Source organism: Streptomyces sp. NPDC001980, from assembly GCF_040296885.1.
In the GTDB taxonomy this organism is placed as follows: Bacteria; Actinomycetota; Actinomycetes; order Streptomycetales; family Streptomycetaceae; genus Streptomyces.
Genome location: NZ_JBEOYD010000027.1, coordinates 110,967 through 125,800 on the forward strand (window position 1 = coordinate 110,967; position 14,834 = coordinate 125,800).

The 14,834-nt window shown below is 68.9% G+C and carries 12 protein-coding genes and 3 pseudogenes; 8 read left to right on the forward strand and 7 right to left on the reverse strand.

All coding sequences use genetic code 11. The annotated features are described in order from the left end of the window. Positions 1 to 53: 53 nt before the first annotated feature. Positions 54 to 224, forward strand: a pseudogene (locus ABT137_RS33695) (pirin family protein); the annotation flags it as partial. A gap of 482 nt (positions 225 to 706) precedes the next feature. Here ABT137_RS33695 and ABT137_RS33700 read toward each other — a convergent pair. Together ABT137_RS33700 and ABT137_RS33705 are read right to left on the reverse strand one after the other, a co-directional pair. Continuing rightward, positions 707 to 1,390: a PIN domain-containing protein gene (locus ABT137_RS33700; protein WP_351714909.1), complete on the reverse strand. Its 684-nt coding sequence runs from the start codon at positions 1,388 to 1,390 to the stop codon at positions 707 to 709. Between the two features lie 464 nt (positions 1,391 to 1,854). Further along, the gene (locus ABT137_RS33705; protein ID WP_351714910.1) at positions 1,855 to 2,418 is read right to left on the reverse strand and encodes a TetR/AcrR family transcriptional regulator; all 564 of its coding nucleotides are present in this window, start codon (positions 2,416 to 2,418) and stop codon (positions 1,855 to 1,857) included. 150 nt (positions 2,419 to 2,568) lie between these two features. Between ABT137_RS33705 and ABT137_RS33710 the strand changes: the two genes are divergently transcribed. Next, on the forward strand, positions 2,569 to 4,038 hold the full coding sequence (locus ABT137_RS33710; protein ID WP_351714911.1) for an MFS transporter: 1,470 nt from the start codon (positions 2,569 to 2,571) through the stop codon (positions 4,036 to 4,038). Between the two features lie 56 nt (positions 4,039 to 4,094). Here the strand turns inward: ABT137_RS33710 and ABT137_RS33715 are convergent, their stop codons facing one another. Beyond that, entirely contained in the window at positions 4,095 to 4,403 is a 309-nt protein-coding gene (locus ABT137_RS33715; RefSeq protein WP_351714912.1) for a hypothetical protein, read from the reverse strand. Between the two features lie 337 nt (positions 4,404 to 4,740). Between ABT137_RS33715 and ABT137_RS33720 the strand changes: the two genes are divergently transcribed. From ABT137_RS33720 to ABT137_RS33730, 3 genes are all read left to right on the forward strand, one after another. After that, complete coding sequence (locus ABT137_RS33720; protein ID WP_351714913.1) at positions 4,741 to 5,280, forward strand: ArsR/SmtB family transcription factor; 540 nt, start codon at positions 4,741 to 4,743, stop codon at positions 5,278 to 5,280. Continuing rightward, positions 5,277 to 6,563: an MFS transporter gene (locus ABT137_RS33725; protein WP_351714914.1), complete on the forward strand. Its 1,287-nt coding sequence runs from the start codon at positions 5,277 to 5,279 to the stop codon at positions 6,561 to 6,563. Before ABT137_RS33720 ends, ABT137_RS33725 begins: the two co-directional genes overlap by 4 nt. Before the next feature lie 806 nt (positions 6,564 to 7,369). Beyond that, complete coding sequence (locus ABT137_RS33730) at positions 7,370 to 8,935, forward strand: purple acid phosphatase family protein (RefSeq protein ID WP_351714915.1); 1,566 nt, start codon at positions 7,370 to 7,372, stop codon at positions 8,933 to 8,935. 89 nt (positions 8,936 to 9,024) lie between these two features. Here the strand turns inward: ABT137_RS33730 and ABT137_RS33735 are convergent. The 3 genes and pseudogenes from ABT137_RS33735 to ABT137_RS33745 form a co-directional block, all read right to left on the reverse strand. Then, a pseudogene (locus tag ABT137_RS33735) lies at positions 9,025 to 10,130 on the reverse strand (IS701 family transposase). Positions 10,131 to 10,153: 23 nt separating this feature from the next. After that, positions 10,154 to 10,354: pseudogene (locus tag ABT137_RS33740) on the reverse strand (DDE-type integrase/transposase/recombinase); the annotation flags it as partial. 30 nt (positions 10,355 to 10,384) lie between these two features. Then, positions 10,385 to 11,329 carry an NADP-dependent oxidoreductase gene (locus ABT137_RS33745; protein ID WP_351714916.1) on the reverse strand — a complete coding sequence of 315 codons (945 nt, stop codon included), beginning with the start codon at positions 11,327 to 11,329 and terminating at the stop codon, positions 10,385 to 10,387. A 70-nt stretch (positions 11,330 to 11,399) separates the two neighbouring features. On the opposite strand from ABT137_RS33745, the gene ABT137_RS33750 reads away from it, so the two are divergent. Continuing rightward, entirely contained in the window at positions 11,400 to 12,413 is a 1,014-nt protein-coding gene (locus ABT137_RS33750) for a GlxA family transcriptional regulator (protein ID WP_351714917.1), read from the forward strand. Positions 12,414 to 12,418: 5 nt separating this feature from the next. On the opposite strand, the gene ABT137_RS33755 is transcribed toward ABT137_RS33750, so the two are convergent. After that, the gene (locus ABT137_RS33755) at positions 12,419 to 12,934 is read right to left on the reverse strand and encodes a hypothetical protein (protein ID WP_351714918.1); all 516 of its coding nucleotides are present in this window, start codon (positions 12,932 to 12,934) and stop codon (positions 12,419 to 12,421) included. Between the two features lie 158 nt (positions 12,935 to 13,092). Here ABT137_RS33755 and ABT137_RS33760 point away from each other — a divergent pair, with 158 nt between their 5' ends. Together ABT137_RS33760 and ABT137_RS33765 are read left to right on the forward strand one after the other, a co-directional pair. Next, positions 13,093 to 13,551 (forward strand): hypothetical protein, encoded by a 459-nt coding sequence (locus tag ABT137_RS33760; protein WP_351714919.1) that lies wholly within the window; start codon positions 13,093 to 13,095, stop codon positions 13,549 to 13,551. Between the two features lie 215 nt (positions 13,552 to 13,766). Then, a complete protein-coding gene (locus ABT137_RS33765; protein ID WP_351714920.1) occupies positions 13,767 to 14,516 on the forward strand; it encodes an SDR family oxidoreductase in 750 nt (249 codons plus the stop codon). Positions 14,517 to 14,834 lie beyond the last annotated feature (318 nt).

Genomic DNA, 14,834 nt, shown 5'->3' on the forward strand with positions numbered 1-14,834 from the left:
TGCTGACCAGCAGGGAGCTCGATCCCCGCTGACCAGCAGGAACAGCGATGGGGCTCGATATGTGGTGGAACTTCGTCGGACGCACCCAGGAGGACATCAAGCAGGCCCGCGAGGACTGGATGAGCGGGACGAGGTTTGGTGAAGTGAAGGGTTACGACGGAGCACCCCTGCCTGCCCCCGAGCTGCCGCCGGTGCCGCTGAAACCACGGGGTCGAGCGCGCTGAGCCGGCGATTTCCAAAGCGGTACCCGTGTTGCCGGGCGCGGTAAAACACACCCCGCCCGGTTCACTCAGACCGCGAGAGCAAACCGTCCTCACACCTCTCGTTCCACTCCGTCCTAAGTGCAGGTTTCACCAGCCTCAGTCAGCTTTGCTCAGACTGATGCTGACCCAATGCTGACTTCACTGACGAGTAGTCATGTCCCCGAGGCGACTCCACTCGCGCTTCCTGCTCCGGTCTCACCTCCGCGTTCTCGAAGTGACGCCGCAAGTCACCGGCGAATAGCCCACCCCCTCGGCGAGCGCGGATCCACCCCTTCGCCGGAACCATGCTGACCGCAGGCCCGGTCATGGGGTGTCTACAAACGCAGCGCTTCGGGACCATCCCCGCGGGCGCGGGGATCCGGCGGGTGCAGGCTCGTGCCGAAACCGCGCACGAACGGCGCCCGCTGCCGGTCCCTACGGGGTGGTGCCGGCGGTCATCTGCCTCACGTGCCGGGAGAAGCGTCAAAATCGGCCTCGCGGGCGGCCTGCTTCGCCCGGCGCTGAGCTCGCGTGCCCGTGCCTGGCTTGTCCAGTGCCTCCCAGTCAGGTTCCGGCCCGGGATCCTTCGTGGGAATCTTGGTCACCTCCAGGCCGGCTGCCCGTCCACGGGTGTGCTGACCGGTATCGCAGGTCAAAAGCCGTACATCGCGTGCGGCAAGCGACTGGATGGCCACGGCCCGGTCGATGATCTCGTCATCCTCGATCGGAAGGCGTACATGGCCGGGCGGATCCAGGGCGATCTCCATGTTCACCTCACCGCGTACCTCGCCCTCCCGTGAGGCGAGCTCCTGGCGGTGCAGGATCCCAAACGTGGAGCCGGAGAGGGTGCGGTCGAGGAGGCCGAGCGTGTAGGAGGCGCGCCAGCGAGCCTGTTGCTTGCCAGCCTCTTTGAGGGCATCGAGTTCGTCGACCACGACCATCGGGAACAGCAACCGAATGTGCTCGCCGCTGGGAAGCCCGAGCACCTTGTGCAGGTCGACGTCCACCAGCTTGTCGGGGTGATGGATGTAGAAGCTGGAGTCCGCGACGACGAACCACTCCCGGCCGTTCCAGCGGCCGATCTGCGCGTCGAGGACCTCCTGAGCATCCTCGAACGCCTGGACGCGTTCGGTGATGTCAAGGTCCACCAGGCCGTCGACGAGTCGTTCCTGGGCCGTACCGGCGAGTGTCCCGCAGCTGGCGAGAAGGACCTGGTAGCGGCTGGTGAAGACAAGGGTGTCGATGTCCTTGTCACTGACCTGGGAGCGCAGGACACGCGCCGTGTCCGTGGCCCAGTCGAGGTACCGAAGGAGGCGCTTGTAGGCGTTCGCCTCTGGAAGCCGGAGGTTGAGCGTGGCGGAGTGGACCTCAGTCTGAGGAGTCGTCGGCACGGTGCCGGGCCTCGCCCAGCAGGGTGAGGAACGGCAGCCAGGTGCAGGTCGCGCACCGTTGCAGGACCTGTCCGCGGCGACGGCCCGCCGACCGACGGGTTCAGCCAGGCGCGTGAGCCAGCCGAGGGCCGGATGCCTGAGCCGGCCGGGCGGGTGCCGGCGAGCACCTCGCGGAGCCCTGGCATCGCGTCCGAGGGCTGATGGCGGGAACCGGGTTGAGGTCACAGCAATCGGTCGACCAGCCCGTCGATGTAGTCCGGGGTGAGCTCCATGCCGAACAGGACGCGGATATACATCGGGGCCAGGATGTGGTCCAGCACGCCGAGCGCGTCGGGTGCGTGCTCGCCGCGTTCGCGGGCGCGATCGAGCATGGACTGCAGTTGCCGGGTGCGTTCGGCGCGGAGTTCGTCACGCGCCCGCAGACCTTGCTCACCGTTGCTGGACAGGGCGACAGCCAGGCGCACCAACAACAGGCCGTCGGGTCCGGTGATCTCGCGGGCGACTTGGGCCGCGTAAGTGTGCAGGTCGCCGGCCAGGCTCCCGGTGTCGGGCATCGGCGACTGCGCGTTGAGGCGGGTGAGCGCCACGTCGGTGAGCAGGGTTTCCAGGCCGCCCCACCGGCGGTAGATGCTGCTGTCGGCCACGCCCGCGCGGGCTGCTACCTCGCCGACGGTGAAGTTGCCGTAACCGCGCTCGTTGATCAGCTCGGTGACGGCCCGGTGCACCTCCGCGCCGACGCGGGCGCTGCGCCCGCCGGGCCGCCGGGTTCGCTGTCGCTCGTTCATGCTTCCACCTTAACGCAGTTGATACTTGCGTTTGCCAGGCGACCCTCTCTATAGTCGCCTAACACAGTCACTGACTGCTTTAGGGCGCTCGGGTGTATCGCCACCCGTGTCGACCGCGACCGGGCGCAATTGACGTTCGAGGGGGATCCCATGGCTGCATCGCATGAGGCCGTAGGCAGTCGATCAAACCGGGCCGTGCTGCTCACGGTGACCTGCCTGGGCCAATTCATGGTCCTGCTCGACAACACGATCGTTGGAGCGGCGCTGCCCGATATGCAGCACCGGCTGCACACTCAGCTGACCGGTCTGCAATGGATCGTCGACGCGTACGTACTGCTGGTCGCCATGCTGCTGCTGTCCGGCGGTGTCTTCGCCGACCGGTTCGGCCGCAAGCGGGTGTACCTGACCGGCGTGGCGGTGTTCACCGCCGCGTCGCTGCTGTGCAGCCTCGCGCCCTCGCTCGGCTGGCTGGTCGCCGGCCGGGTGCTGCAGGGCATCGGGGCCGCGGCGCTGAGCCCTGCCTCGCTCGCCCTGCTCGCCGCTGCCCATCCCGTGCCGCAGGAACGAATCAAGGCGATCGGGCTGTGGGCCGGACTCAGCGGAATCGGTCTGGCCGCAGGCCCCGTGGCCGGCGGCGTGCTGACGGATCTCTTCGGCTGGCCCGCCATCTTCCTGGTCAATCTGCCCATCGGCGTGGTCCTGCTGCTGGTCGGCCTGCGCCACCTCGGCGAGTCCCGCAACCCGAGCGCCCCCGCGATCGACATCCCGGGCACGGTGCTGTCCGTTCTGGCGGTGGGGGTACTGACCTACGGGCTGATCGAGGGGGGTGCCCGCGGCTGGACCTCACCGGTCATCCTGGGCAGCTTCGCCGCCGCGGTGATCCTCCTCGCCGCCTTCGTCGCCGTCGAAGCGCGCCGCTCCGCTCCGATGCTGCCGCTGCGGCTGTTTGGGCAGCGCCTGTTCACCGTGTCCAACACCGCCATGGTCGTGGTGGGGTTCGCGCTCATGGGTTCGTCGTTCTTCTTCTCCCAGTTCTTCGTGTACGTCCAGGGCAGCTCGATCCTGCGCGCCGGCCTGCAGACCCTGCCGGTGTCCCTCGCCATGGTGATCGTCAGCCCGTACGCGGGCCGGCTCGCCGCCCGGTACGGCTTCCGCATCGTGGTCACCACCGGCCTGGCCCTGGCCGGCCTGGGACTGCTGGCGCTCGGCATGGTGCACGCCGACACCGGCTACGCGAACGTGTGGTGGCGGCTGGGACTCGCCGGCATCGGCTTCGCCCTGGCCATGTCCCCACTGACAGGCGCCGCCATCCAGGCAGTCAGCCCACAGGAAGGCGGCCTCGCCTCAGGCATCAGCAGCACCACCCGGCAGATCGGCGCGGTGCTCGGCGTGGCGGTACTCGGAGCCATCGTCCGCACCCGGCAATCCGGCGGCGCCTCCTTCGAGACCGGCCTCAACAGCGCCTTCCTCGCTGCCGGCACCGTCACTTTGGCCACCGCCGTGTTCACCGGCCTCTGGCTGGCGAGGTCCAAGCCCGCGGAAGGCTCCGCGGGGCCGCAACGTTCCACCGATCCAGGTGCGGTCACCACCTCGAACGAGGCATCCGTGAACAGCCGTTGACAACAACAACCGCCTTGGCCGGGGAGAGGAGCGGCTGCACGCCGAATGCGTCGACATCACCATGCCGCTGCCGAGGCCCCCTGGGCGAACGCCACTTCCACGTCATGGGTCCCCGTTTGGGAGCGTGGCCGCTGCCGCGGGATCGCCGGCAGTGGGCGGTGGACGAACTCGGTGGCCGCGGTGAGGGCTTGTCGAGCCTCGTCCGTCGTCGTTGCGGGCTGATTGCGTTCCCGAGCCAGCTTGTGGATCTCTCGTACGAAGCTCTCCAGCAGATCCGTCAGGTTGGCCTTCTCCAGGTCGGTGATGCGGTTGTCGACGACTTCGGCGATGTCGTCGAGCCACCACTCCGCCATGCCGTCGACCACGAGACCGTCCCTGTTCTCAAGGAACTGGCGGCACAACCGATGCGTGATCGGGAAGCGTGGCAGGTTCCTGGCGACCCTGCCCAGCCGCTCTGCCGGTGCGCTCGCCCGGTTCGATCAGGATCGGTGGGCTGAAGTACGTCCAGTTGATGACGCTCGCGCGTAGGGCGGCGATCGGCGAGCGTGGCGAAGACCTGGAAGGCGAGCCGACCGCCGAGGTCGTGGTGTCCAGGTTCTCGTGCTGCGCGATGAAGCCGATGCCACGTGCTGGACAGACGATTTCGGGAGACCGAGCTAAACCCCCTTGCCTAATGGTCAAGAATCATTGACCATTACTCGCATGCCTACCGGTGATCTTCCCGAGACGTTTCACGTCACCACGGACGAGCAGCTGCGCGCCGTCTCCAATCTCACGCGCCACCGGATCATGGCCGTGCTCCGCTTCGAGCCGGCGACGATTACGCAGATCGCCGAGCGGGTGGGCCTTGCGAAGGGGAGTTCCAGCTATCACGTGCGGCTGCTGGAACGAGCTGGCCTGGTGAAGGTGGTACGGACGCGGAAGGTGCGGGGTGTCACCGAGCGGTACTACGCGATGGCCGCACGGTCGATCGAGCTGCCGGACCCCGGGGTGGGGCAGCCCGACATGCTGATGCGGCATGCGGTGGCGGACCTGGAGGCGTCGCCGGTGGATGCCGAGCGCCACGTGCGGATGGCGCATCTGCGGCTCACCGATGAGCAGTTCGCGGAGCTGGGGGCACGGCTTGAGGCACTGGCGGACGAGTACCGGGAGCTGTCCGATCCGTCGCTGCCGGACGCGTCACTCGTCTTCGCACTGTTCCACCCGGCATCGCGCGAACAGGCCGAAGGAAACGCCAAGTGACCTCAGACGTTCGAAAGCTGCCGACCGGGTTCGGACGGCTGTGGACCGCGCAGACGGTGTCCTCGCTCGGTGACGGGGTGACGCATGCCGCGCTGCCGCTGCTCGCGTTGACGTTGACGCGGGATCCGATGGCGCTCGCCGTCGTCACGGCCGCCGGAACGCTGCCATGGCTGCTCCTCGGGGTGCTCGGCGGTGCGCTGGTGGACCGCTGGGACCGTCGGCGCACGATGTGGGTCACGGACGCGGCGCGTGCGGTGCTGCTCGCGATACCGGCGGCAGCGGCCGCGCTCGACGTGCTGAGCATTCCAGTGCTCGCGGCCGTCGCCTTCCTCCTCGGCCTCGGCGGACTCTTCTTCGACACGGCCGCCACGGCCTACCTGCCGGATCTGCTCGGCCGCGACCCCGTGCTCCTGGAGCGCGCCAACTCCCGCCTGCGCGGCACCCAGACCGCCGCGTCCGGCTTCGCCGGGCCGCCCGCGGGCAGCGCCCTGCTCGCGCTCGGGCGGGCGGCTCCCCTGCTCGCCGACGCGGTCTCGTTCGCGCTCTCCGCACTGCTCGTACGGTCGCTGCCCGCCGCACCCCGGCCCGTACCGCAGGCCCGTGAGTCGCTGCTGCAGCAGGCGCGGGCCGGCGCCTCGTACGTATTCCGGGACCGGTTGCTGCTCGGGCTCGCGCTGCGTCCGGCGGTCGGGAACATCGCCTTCCTCGCCGTGGAGACCGTACTCGCCCTCTTCGCGCACGATCGTCTCGGCATCGACACCTTCGGCTTCGGCCTGCTCCTCACGGCGGAGGCCACCGGCGGTCTGCTCGGCGCGGGCATCGCCTCCTTCCTCGGCCGACGACTCGGCACCGGCACCGCGCTGACCTGCACGGCCGCAGTCGAGGGACTCGCCATCCTGGGCCTTGCCGCCGCCCCGAACCCGTACGTCGCCGGCCTCGCGCTCGCCGTCTGCGGCGCGGGCATGGGCGCCACGACGGTGCTCGGCCCCTCCCTCCGACAGGCGATCGTCCCCGCCCATCTGATGGGCCGGGTCGCCTCCACCTCCCGCATGCTCGCCATGTGCGCCGCCCCGTTCGGCGCCTTCCTCGGCGGCTGGCTGGCCACCGCCTACGACGTACGCACCCCGCTCTACACCGCCGCCGGCCTCCTCCTCACCATGACCACCATCACCGCGACCATGACCAGCAACCGCCGGGTCCAGGCGGCACTGCATGCCGCCGCACCGACCGATGACCCAGAACACCCGGCACCCTTGGATCCCGCTCAGGAAGGTGCCATTTAGGGGCTCCACGAGGCCGTTGAGCCAGTGCCAAGTGATCGGATCCGGATTGCGCCGACGGCGATGGGCGGTGCCGCTGCACTTGGAAGTCGCGATACCCCGGTCGCACGGCCGGCCCGGCTCCGACGTCCGCGGTCGCCCGATCCGCCACTGCCCGGGATCACCAGCGCCGCGGACCCCACAGCGACCCTCTCCGACCGTCACGTTGCCGAGAACACCTTACTGAGGTGAGCCCATGGCGATGCTCCACAGCATCGACCTCAGGAGCGCCTGCGAGGCCAGCCTCCTGGCACACCGGGTCGAAGACGTCACCGAGCGCGGCTGCAGCACGGTGCGTCAGCCAGGGGAGATCCGCGGTCGAGCGGTCATCAGTGAGCGCGCACGCCTCATCCGGCACTGTCCGCCGATCGGTGGGGGCCACGCATCACCATCCTGGATTCCCTGGGTTGTCCATCCCTGTGCCGACGAGATGGCGCGCGGGCCTCGCGGCGTCGACTTCATCACGATTGACGGGAGCGCGTCCGAACACCCCAACCGCTCCAAGGCATTGGCCCAGACAGGGCCAGGCCGCCGGGAATTGCCGTCCGTTGCGGTGACCGCCATCTGGCGTTCATACCTGTCTCACCGCTCCGGTCGACCGCGCTTCCTAGCGTCCGTGAGTGCGCGCACCGCTGACCTACCGCAGCCCGCTGTCGGGTTCGGAGCGCTGCTGTCCGGTCGGTGTGCGACTGCACCCGACGACGCGAAAGGCCCCTGGAATGTCCGAAGAACCCAAGCAAACCAGAATCTCTCGTCGCAACGCGCTCGGCGTGTTCGGCGCGACAGTGTCCGGCGCCGCCGCCGGGCCACTGGTCCTCGGCGCCGGAACCGCCGAGGCGATGCCGGCGAAGTCGGAGGTCACCGGTCTCACCACCGGCTCGGCCACCACCCCCGTCCAGGGCCTGCACCTGACCTTCGGCGCCGACCCGCGCAGCCAGATGGTCGTCTCGTGGGTCACCGACGCGGCCGTCAAGAACCCCCGGGTCGTTTACGGCACGCTGAGTGGCGGCTTCGGCTCCACAGTGCATGCGACGACGAAGACCTACGTGGACGGCACCTCCGGGCGGACCGTCTGGGTCCATCACGCGCTGATCAGCAAGCTCAAGGCCGACACCGACTACCTGTACGCGGCCCAGCACGACGGCGCCACCCCCGACGCCGGCACCTTCCACACGGCGCCGTCCGGCCGAGCTCCGTTCACCTTCACCAGCTTCGGCGACCAGGGTGCGCCCAGTGTGACGTGGAAGACCGGAGCGAACCCGGCCGACGCCTCGGGCCGGGACTTCGAGCCCAACGCCACGCCCGCCGCTGCCGACATCGTCACCGGCATCGAGAAGGTCGGCCCGCTGTTCCACCTCCTCAACGGTGACCTCTGCTACGCCAACACCGGGCCCGACCGCATCCGCGTCTGGCACGACTTCCTCGCCAACAACAGCCGCTCGGCGCGATTCCGTCCGTGGATGCCGGCCGCGGGCAACCATGAGATCGAGCTGGGCAACGGCAAGCTCGGTCTCGACGCGTACCAGACCTACTTCGAGCTGCCCTCGACCGAGACCCAGCCCGAGCTCGACAACCTCTGGTACTCCTTCACGGTCGGCTCGGTGAAGGTGATCTCCCTGCAGAACGACGACATCGCCCTGCAGGAGGGCGGCGACATCTACATCAACGGCTACTCCGGCGGTCGGCAGCTCGCCTGGCTGGAGCAGGAGCTCAAGTCGGCACGGGCTTCAAAGGCCATCGACTGGATCGTGGTCTGCATGCACCAGGTGATGATCAGCTCGGCGACCGCCGCGAACGGCCCCGATGTCGCGCTGCGCGCGGCGTACGGCCCGCTGTTCGACAAGTACGGAGTCGACCTGGTGGTCTGTGGCCACGAGCACGACTACGAGCGCTCGTTGGCGGTGCGTGGCGTCGTCCCCGGCAGCGTCACCCTCACCCCCAACCCGAGCCAGACCGCACTCGACGTGATCGAGAGTGAGCATGGCACGACGCACATGGTCCTCGGCGGTGGCGGCGTGTCCGGCATCACCAACAACAGCTTCACCACCGACGACGCCGACGGTCACGGGCACCACTCGGCATACGTCCAGATGGAGCACGTCGGCAAGTTCAACTCGGTCAAGGAGAAGGAGACGGCGGTCTGGATCGGCGTCCGCGACGCGGAGCATCCTTACGGCTTCGCCGAGTTCTCCGTCGACCCGGGCCGACACCCCGGTGACATGACCCGCATCCACGTCACGTACTACAACATCATCACGCCCACAGGTGAGCTGTCGGTCTTCGAGAAGTTCACGCTCCAACGCCGTCGTAGTGACGGCGGCCACGGCCAGCACTGACCCACCGCGACTAGTAGTGCTTCGTTAGGTTCTGGTTCTGCGGGTGGGTAGGGGGCGTCCGCAGGTGGTGCAGGTGCCGGTCCAGCACCTCAGCAGGTCCTGAAGGACGTCGAGGACCTGGTAGAGGGCCAGGCCGGCATCTGGGCTTTGGGGTCGAGCCGCCGCAGGGTGAGGAAGGCCTGGGCGGCGGTGACCAGGGTGACGTAGTGGTGCCAGCCGCGCCAGGTACGGCACTCGATGTGGTCCAGGCCCAGGCCATGCTTGAGCTCGCGGTAGTCGTGCTCGATGCGCCAGCGCATCTTGGCCCACCGCACCAGGTCAGGGGCCGGTGTGGTGGCGGGCAGGTTCATCGCGCCTTTGCTGCCCTGCCTCCGGGTCACCTCGCTGAACCGCTCCGCACCCGCCTGCGCTGCGAGGACGCAGACGGCTCGCGGTGGCGTGCGGTAGCGGGGAAGGGCAGGCGGTCCGAGCCCGCCATAAGCAGGCTGGTGCGGCTCGGCATCCTCCGGGTGGGCGACTTCCTTCCCGTTCAGGGCCAGGACATAGGACAGCCCTCACTCCTGGAGACCGAGCCGGAAGGGGGTGCCGACGCCGTAGCCGGCATCGGCGACCACGACCGGCGCCTTCAACTGCCACTCGGCGAGCGTGTCCAGGAGGCCGAGCGCCAGACGCCACTTCTCCCGGTGCACCACGTCGTCGGGGACTCCTGCCCTGCGGCATCCGTCCGGCTCGTCCGTCCACTCACGCGGCAGGTACAACTGCCACTCCAACGGGCACGAGGCGGCGTCGGTAGCGGCATGGACACTGACCGCGACCTGGCAGTTCGCCCGTTTGCCGACCGCTCCGCAGTACCGGCGGGCCACCCGGCCGACGCCGTGCCGCACTTGGGGAACGACACGTCATCGATCACCCACACCTCGGGCCCGACCACTGCGGACAGCCGCTCGGCGATCCGCTGCCTGACCGGCAGCGGATCCCACGGCGACTGGTTCACGAACTGCTGCAGGGCCTGCATGTTCCCCTCCGGCAGACGCTCGGCCATCGGCTGGACCGACTTCCGACGGCCGTCCAGCATCAGACCCCGCAGATAACACTCGCCCCACCGCCGCTGATCCCGCCGCGGAAACGACCCGAACACATCGGCGACGAACTCCGGCAACTCACCCCGGAGCCGTTCCACTTCCCCCAACCTCACCCCGGGAAGCTGCCCACCACCAGGGAGCCGTTGTCGGTCAGGATGCGCTGGACGGTGATCCCGGCCTGGCTGAAGAATTCCTGCGCCCGGGACCGGAACGCGGCGGCTGTCTCCTTCTTCTCATCAGTGAGGATCTCGCTGCAGGCCAGGCGAGAATGATCATCAACGGCGTTGTGGAGGTAGCTGTAGCCTCCGCCGCCGATACGGTTCTTGCACCCGGCCGCGGTGCTGGCTGAGCTGAGCTGAGCTGAGCTTTAGACGGTGAGCACCAGCTTGCCGGTGCTGCCACCGGCCTCGGCCAGCGCGTGGGCCTGCGCAGCCTCGGCCAGCGGGAAGGTGGCGGCCACGTGCGGGCGCAGCTGCCCGGCCTCGGCGAGCGCGGCGAGGCCGATGATGGCGGTTCGGTCGTGCTCGACGACCAGGTTGGTGGCCCGTACCCCCAACTCGGCCGCGCGCTCGGTCACTTCGTCGAAGTCGACAGGCAGGCTGGAAACCAGGATGCCGCCGGGCCCGAGGGTCTGCAACGAACGCAGCCGGTCCTTGCCGCCGACCAGGTCGAGGACCACGTCGATGTCGTGGGCCTGTGTGGCGACGTCGGCGGTGCGGTAGTCGATGACCTCGTCCGCTCCCAGGTCGCGGACGAGGTCGCACTTGTCGCCGGAGGCCGTGCCGATCACGTACGCGCCGCGCGCCTTGGCGACCTGGACCGCGACATGTCCGATGCCGCCGGCCGCTCCGAGTACCAGCACCCGCTGCCCCGGTCGCACGTCGGCGGTGTCGACCAGCGCCTGCCAGGCCACCAGGCCCACCATCGGCAGCGCGGCGGCCTCGGTGTGGCTGAACGCGGCGGGCTTGGGAGCGAAGGCGCGGACCGGCCCGGTGACGTACTCGGCGTAGGCGCCGGCCCCGTCCGGGTAGGGCAGCATGCCGAACACCTCGTCGCCCACCTCGAAGAGCGAGACGCCCAGGCCGACCGCCTCGACGACACCGGACACGTCCCAGCCGAGCGTGAAGGGCGGCTCGCCCAGGAACAGGCCGAGCCTGCGGTGCTGGGCATCGGTGGGATTGACCCCGGCGGCATGGATGGCGACGAGGACCTGGCCGACGCCGGGCTCCGGGCGCTCGCGCTCGACCAGGTGAAGGACGTCCGGGGCTCCGAGGGCGTCCTGGCTGATGGCCTGCATGGTGTTCGCGTTCATGGTTCCAGGCTGCGGCAGGGGCTCTGACCTCGCCAATGGCAAGATGGTCATAAACCCATAGAATCGTGCCATGGCTGCGCCCAAACCCTCCACCACCCCCAGCACCCCGCCGCACCGGGTCGTCGTCCTCGCTCTCGACGGCGTGTACCTCTTTGACCTGGGCATCCCCGAACGGGTCTTCGGCGGGGTCCGCTACGCCGGCATTCCCGGGGCGTACGAGGTGGTGACCTGCGCGGCGACCGAGGACCGCACCGTCACGACCAGCACCGGCATCACCCTCACCCTCGACCACGGACCCGAGGCACTGGAGAGCGCCGACACGGTCGTCCTCCCGCCGTACGATCTGAACCGCTTCACGGCCGAGCTGCCCGAGCCGGTCCGTGTGGCGCTCGCCCGCATCCGCCCCCACGCCCGCGTCGTCTCCCTGTGCACCGGCGCGTTCACCCTGGCCGCCGCCGGGCTGCTCGACGGGCGGCCCGCGACCACACACTGGGCGCTCGCTGACGAGTTCTGCCGAATGTTCCCCCACGTTGCCCTGGATCCCGCCGTGTTGTTCGTCGACGACGGCGACGTGCTCACCTCGGCCGGTGTCGCCTCGGGGATCGACGCGTGCCTCCACCTGGTACGCCGCGACCACGGCAGCACCGTCGCCAACCAGGTCGCCCGGCAGTGCGTGGTCCCGCCCTGGCGCGAGGGCGGCCAAGCCCAGTTCATCGTCCAGCTCATACCTGCGGAGGGGACCGCCGGAACCGGCGCCACCCGAACCTGGGCCCTGGAACACCTCGACCAGCCGCTCGTCCTACGGGACCTTGCCGCGCACGCCCGCATGAGCCCACGCACCTTCTCCCGCCGCTTCCAGGAGGAGACCGGCACCAGCCCCGGCCGCTGGCTGACCCAGCAGCGGGTGAACCACGCCCGCCACCTCCTGGAGACCACCGACCTCACCGTCGACCGGATCGCGGCGGAGGTCGGCTTCGCCACCGGCAACTCGCTGCGGCAGCACCTGCACACGGCAATCGGGGTCTCACCCCAGGCATACCGAGCCACGTTCCGAGTCCGCAGCGAGCTGCCTGCCGAGGAGTGAGTACCTCACCCCATGAACGACGGCAGCGGTGCAGGCAAGGCCGGCGAACGACATGGCCAGCAGTCGGTCCCACCTACGAGCCGCGCCCTGTCACCAACCTCTGTGGGCAGAACAACTAGGCAGTCCGCGGCCGGCGCCCCGGCGTCTTCTTCGCCGCGGCCCTCTTCTCCCCGCTCGACTTCTTGGCTGGCGCGGCCTTCTTCTTCGGTGGCTCGTGCACGTCGGCGTCCTCGCTGCGGGCCGCCTTGGCCTGATCGACGGACGCGTTGAGCGCCGCCATCAGATCCCAGCACCTTCGCTGGCTGCTCCGGTTCCTCGACCTCCGGGAGCGGCTCCTCCTCTCGCTTCGCCTCGATGATCTGCAAGGCCTCGGTGTAGGTGTCCCGGAGGTCATCGCCGGTGAGGTCGTCGTGGGTCATACGGTCGATGAGGGCCGGCGCTCCGTCGATCTCCTCGTAGGTCAATTCCGCAGTCGGCGGGTCGACGGCGGAAGGATCGCGGATCTCGTCCGGCCACCGCATCGCGTGCAGGTTATGGACAGGCTTTGAGGCTGTCCGTTGTCCACGGCTGAACCGCGCGCAGAGCCCTGCTCGTCGCGCGGATCTGCCAGCGGGAGGATCGACCGCAGCCCGCGCAGCAGGAAGCCGGCACCCGCATCGCCGCCGGCTTCCGTCACATCGTGCAGACCCCCGCCCTGCGCCAGTTCACCGTCGCCACGGTGCTCGCCGTCGTTGCCTTCGGATTCTCCGAGTCAGTGCTCTTCGCCGTAGCCGACGCAGACCTGCACCGCCCGCTGGCCTTCGTCTGCGTCGTCAGTTCCTTGCAAGGGGCAGGTGCCATAGCAGCCGCCGCGGGCTTCCTCCTCAGCACTGCCCCATCTCTGCTCGCCGTCGCGCCCGGAACCATGCTCGTCGGCGCCAGCCTGCCCTGGATCGTTGCGGGCGTCATGACCCTTTTCCAACGGCGCATGCCCGCCGTCCTGATGGGACGAACCGACGCCGCGTTGAACGTACTGATAGGAGTACCGCAGACCACGGCCATCGCCGCCGGAGCCGTCTTGATCACGCTGGTCGACTACCGCGTCATGCCCCTGGTACCGCTCAGCTTGAAACGCTGCCAGAGCCCTCCCGTTGACTGATCCAGAGTCCGACACTCCGCAGGCGAGTACCCCTCCGGTTGCAGCGCGCCACTCAGAGCTTCTTTACTAATAGGTACAAATCCATCTAAACCATGCGGTCCGTGAGCTAGGACGTGGAGGACTCCGCCGTCGGTTGGGGCGTAGTTGCCGCGTGCCGGCGCGCTGGGCCCTCAGTCGGTCTCTGGTCGAGTTACCGCAAGGGAGATGTGGACATCATGGGACAGCTTGATGGCAAGATCAGCCTGGTGACTGGCGGCTCGACCGGGATCGGTCTGGCCATAGCCCGTCGGTTCGTCGCCGAGGGCGCCACCGTGTACCTCACAGGGCGACGCAAGACCGCGCTTGACGCCGCTGTGGAAACCCTCGGGGGACGGGCCATCGGCATACAGAGTGATGTATCGGATCTCGACGCTCTGGATGAGCTGTTCGCGATCATCCAGGGCGGCAGCGGACGCCTGGATGCCGTCGTCGCCAACGCCGGCGGCGGCGAGCTGGCGCGACTAGGGGAGATCACCGAGGAGCAGTACCGTTCGACCTTCGACATCAACGTCAAGGGGACGATCTTCACGGTCCAGAAGGCGCTCCCGTTGCTGCCGGACGGGGCCTCGGTCATCCTGCTCTCGTCCACCAACGCGTCGATGGGCGTCCAGGCCATGACGGTCTACAGCGCCACCAAGGCAGCCATCCGCAACCTGGCCCGCACCTGGGCCGCCGAACTCGCGGGGCGCGGCATCAGGGTCAATGCCCTCAGCCCGGGACCGATAGAGACCCCCGGCATCCGCGGTCTGGGCAGCCCGGCAAAGGGCGAACAGCAGCTGGCGGACCGTCTCGCCGACGAGATTCCCCTCGGCAGGATAGGACGCCCCGACGAAGTCGCCGCCACGGCCGTCTTTCTTGCCTCTGACCAGAGCTCCTTCACCACCGGGGCTGAACTCTTCGTCGACGGCGGCCTTGTCCAGGTCTGAATACGGCCGCCCTATGCCGGCATAGCCGCGAAGAGAGGCCGGAAGACGGATTGGCCCGGCTGCCAGCGGAGACTGGGGAACTGCGCCCCCCGTCCTTGAAGGGCTAATTCTTGCCGCAGGCATCGAAGAGCTCGGAGCGAGAAGGGCCAACCCGTGCCGACCAGTGGCTGCGAATGGCCAAGACCGCGCTCAAGAGCCTCCCGCCGTAGCCTGATCCCCGTCGTGCCGAGGCCGTGCCCGGCCTACGCGCGGTGCACGCCGGGGCGGGCGGCCCCCATTGGACGACTGGCGCGTCAGTACAGTGTGGGGCCGGCTGCT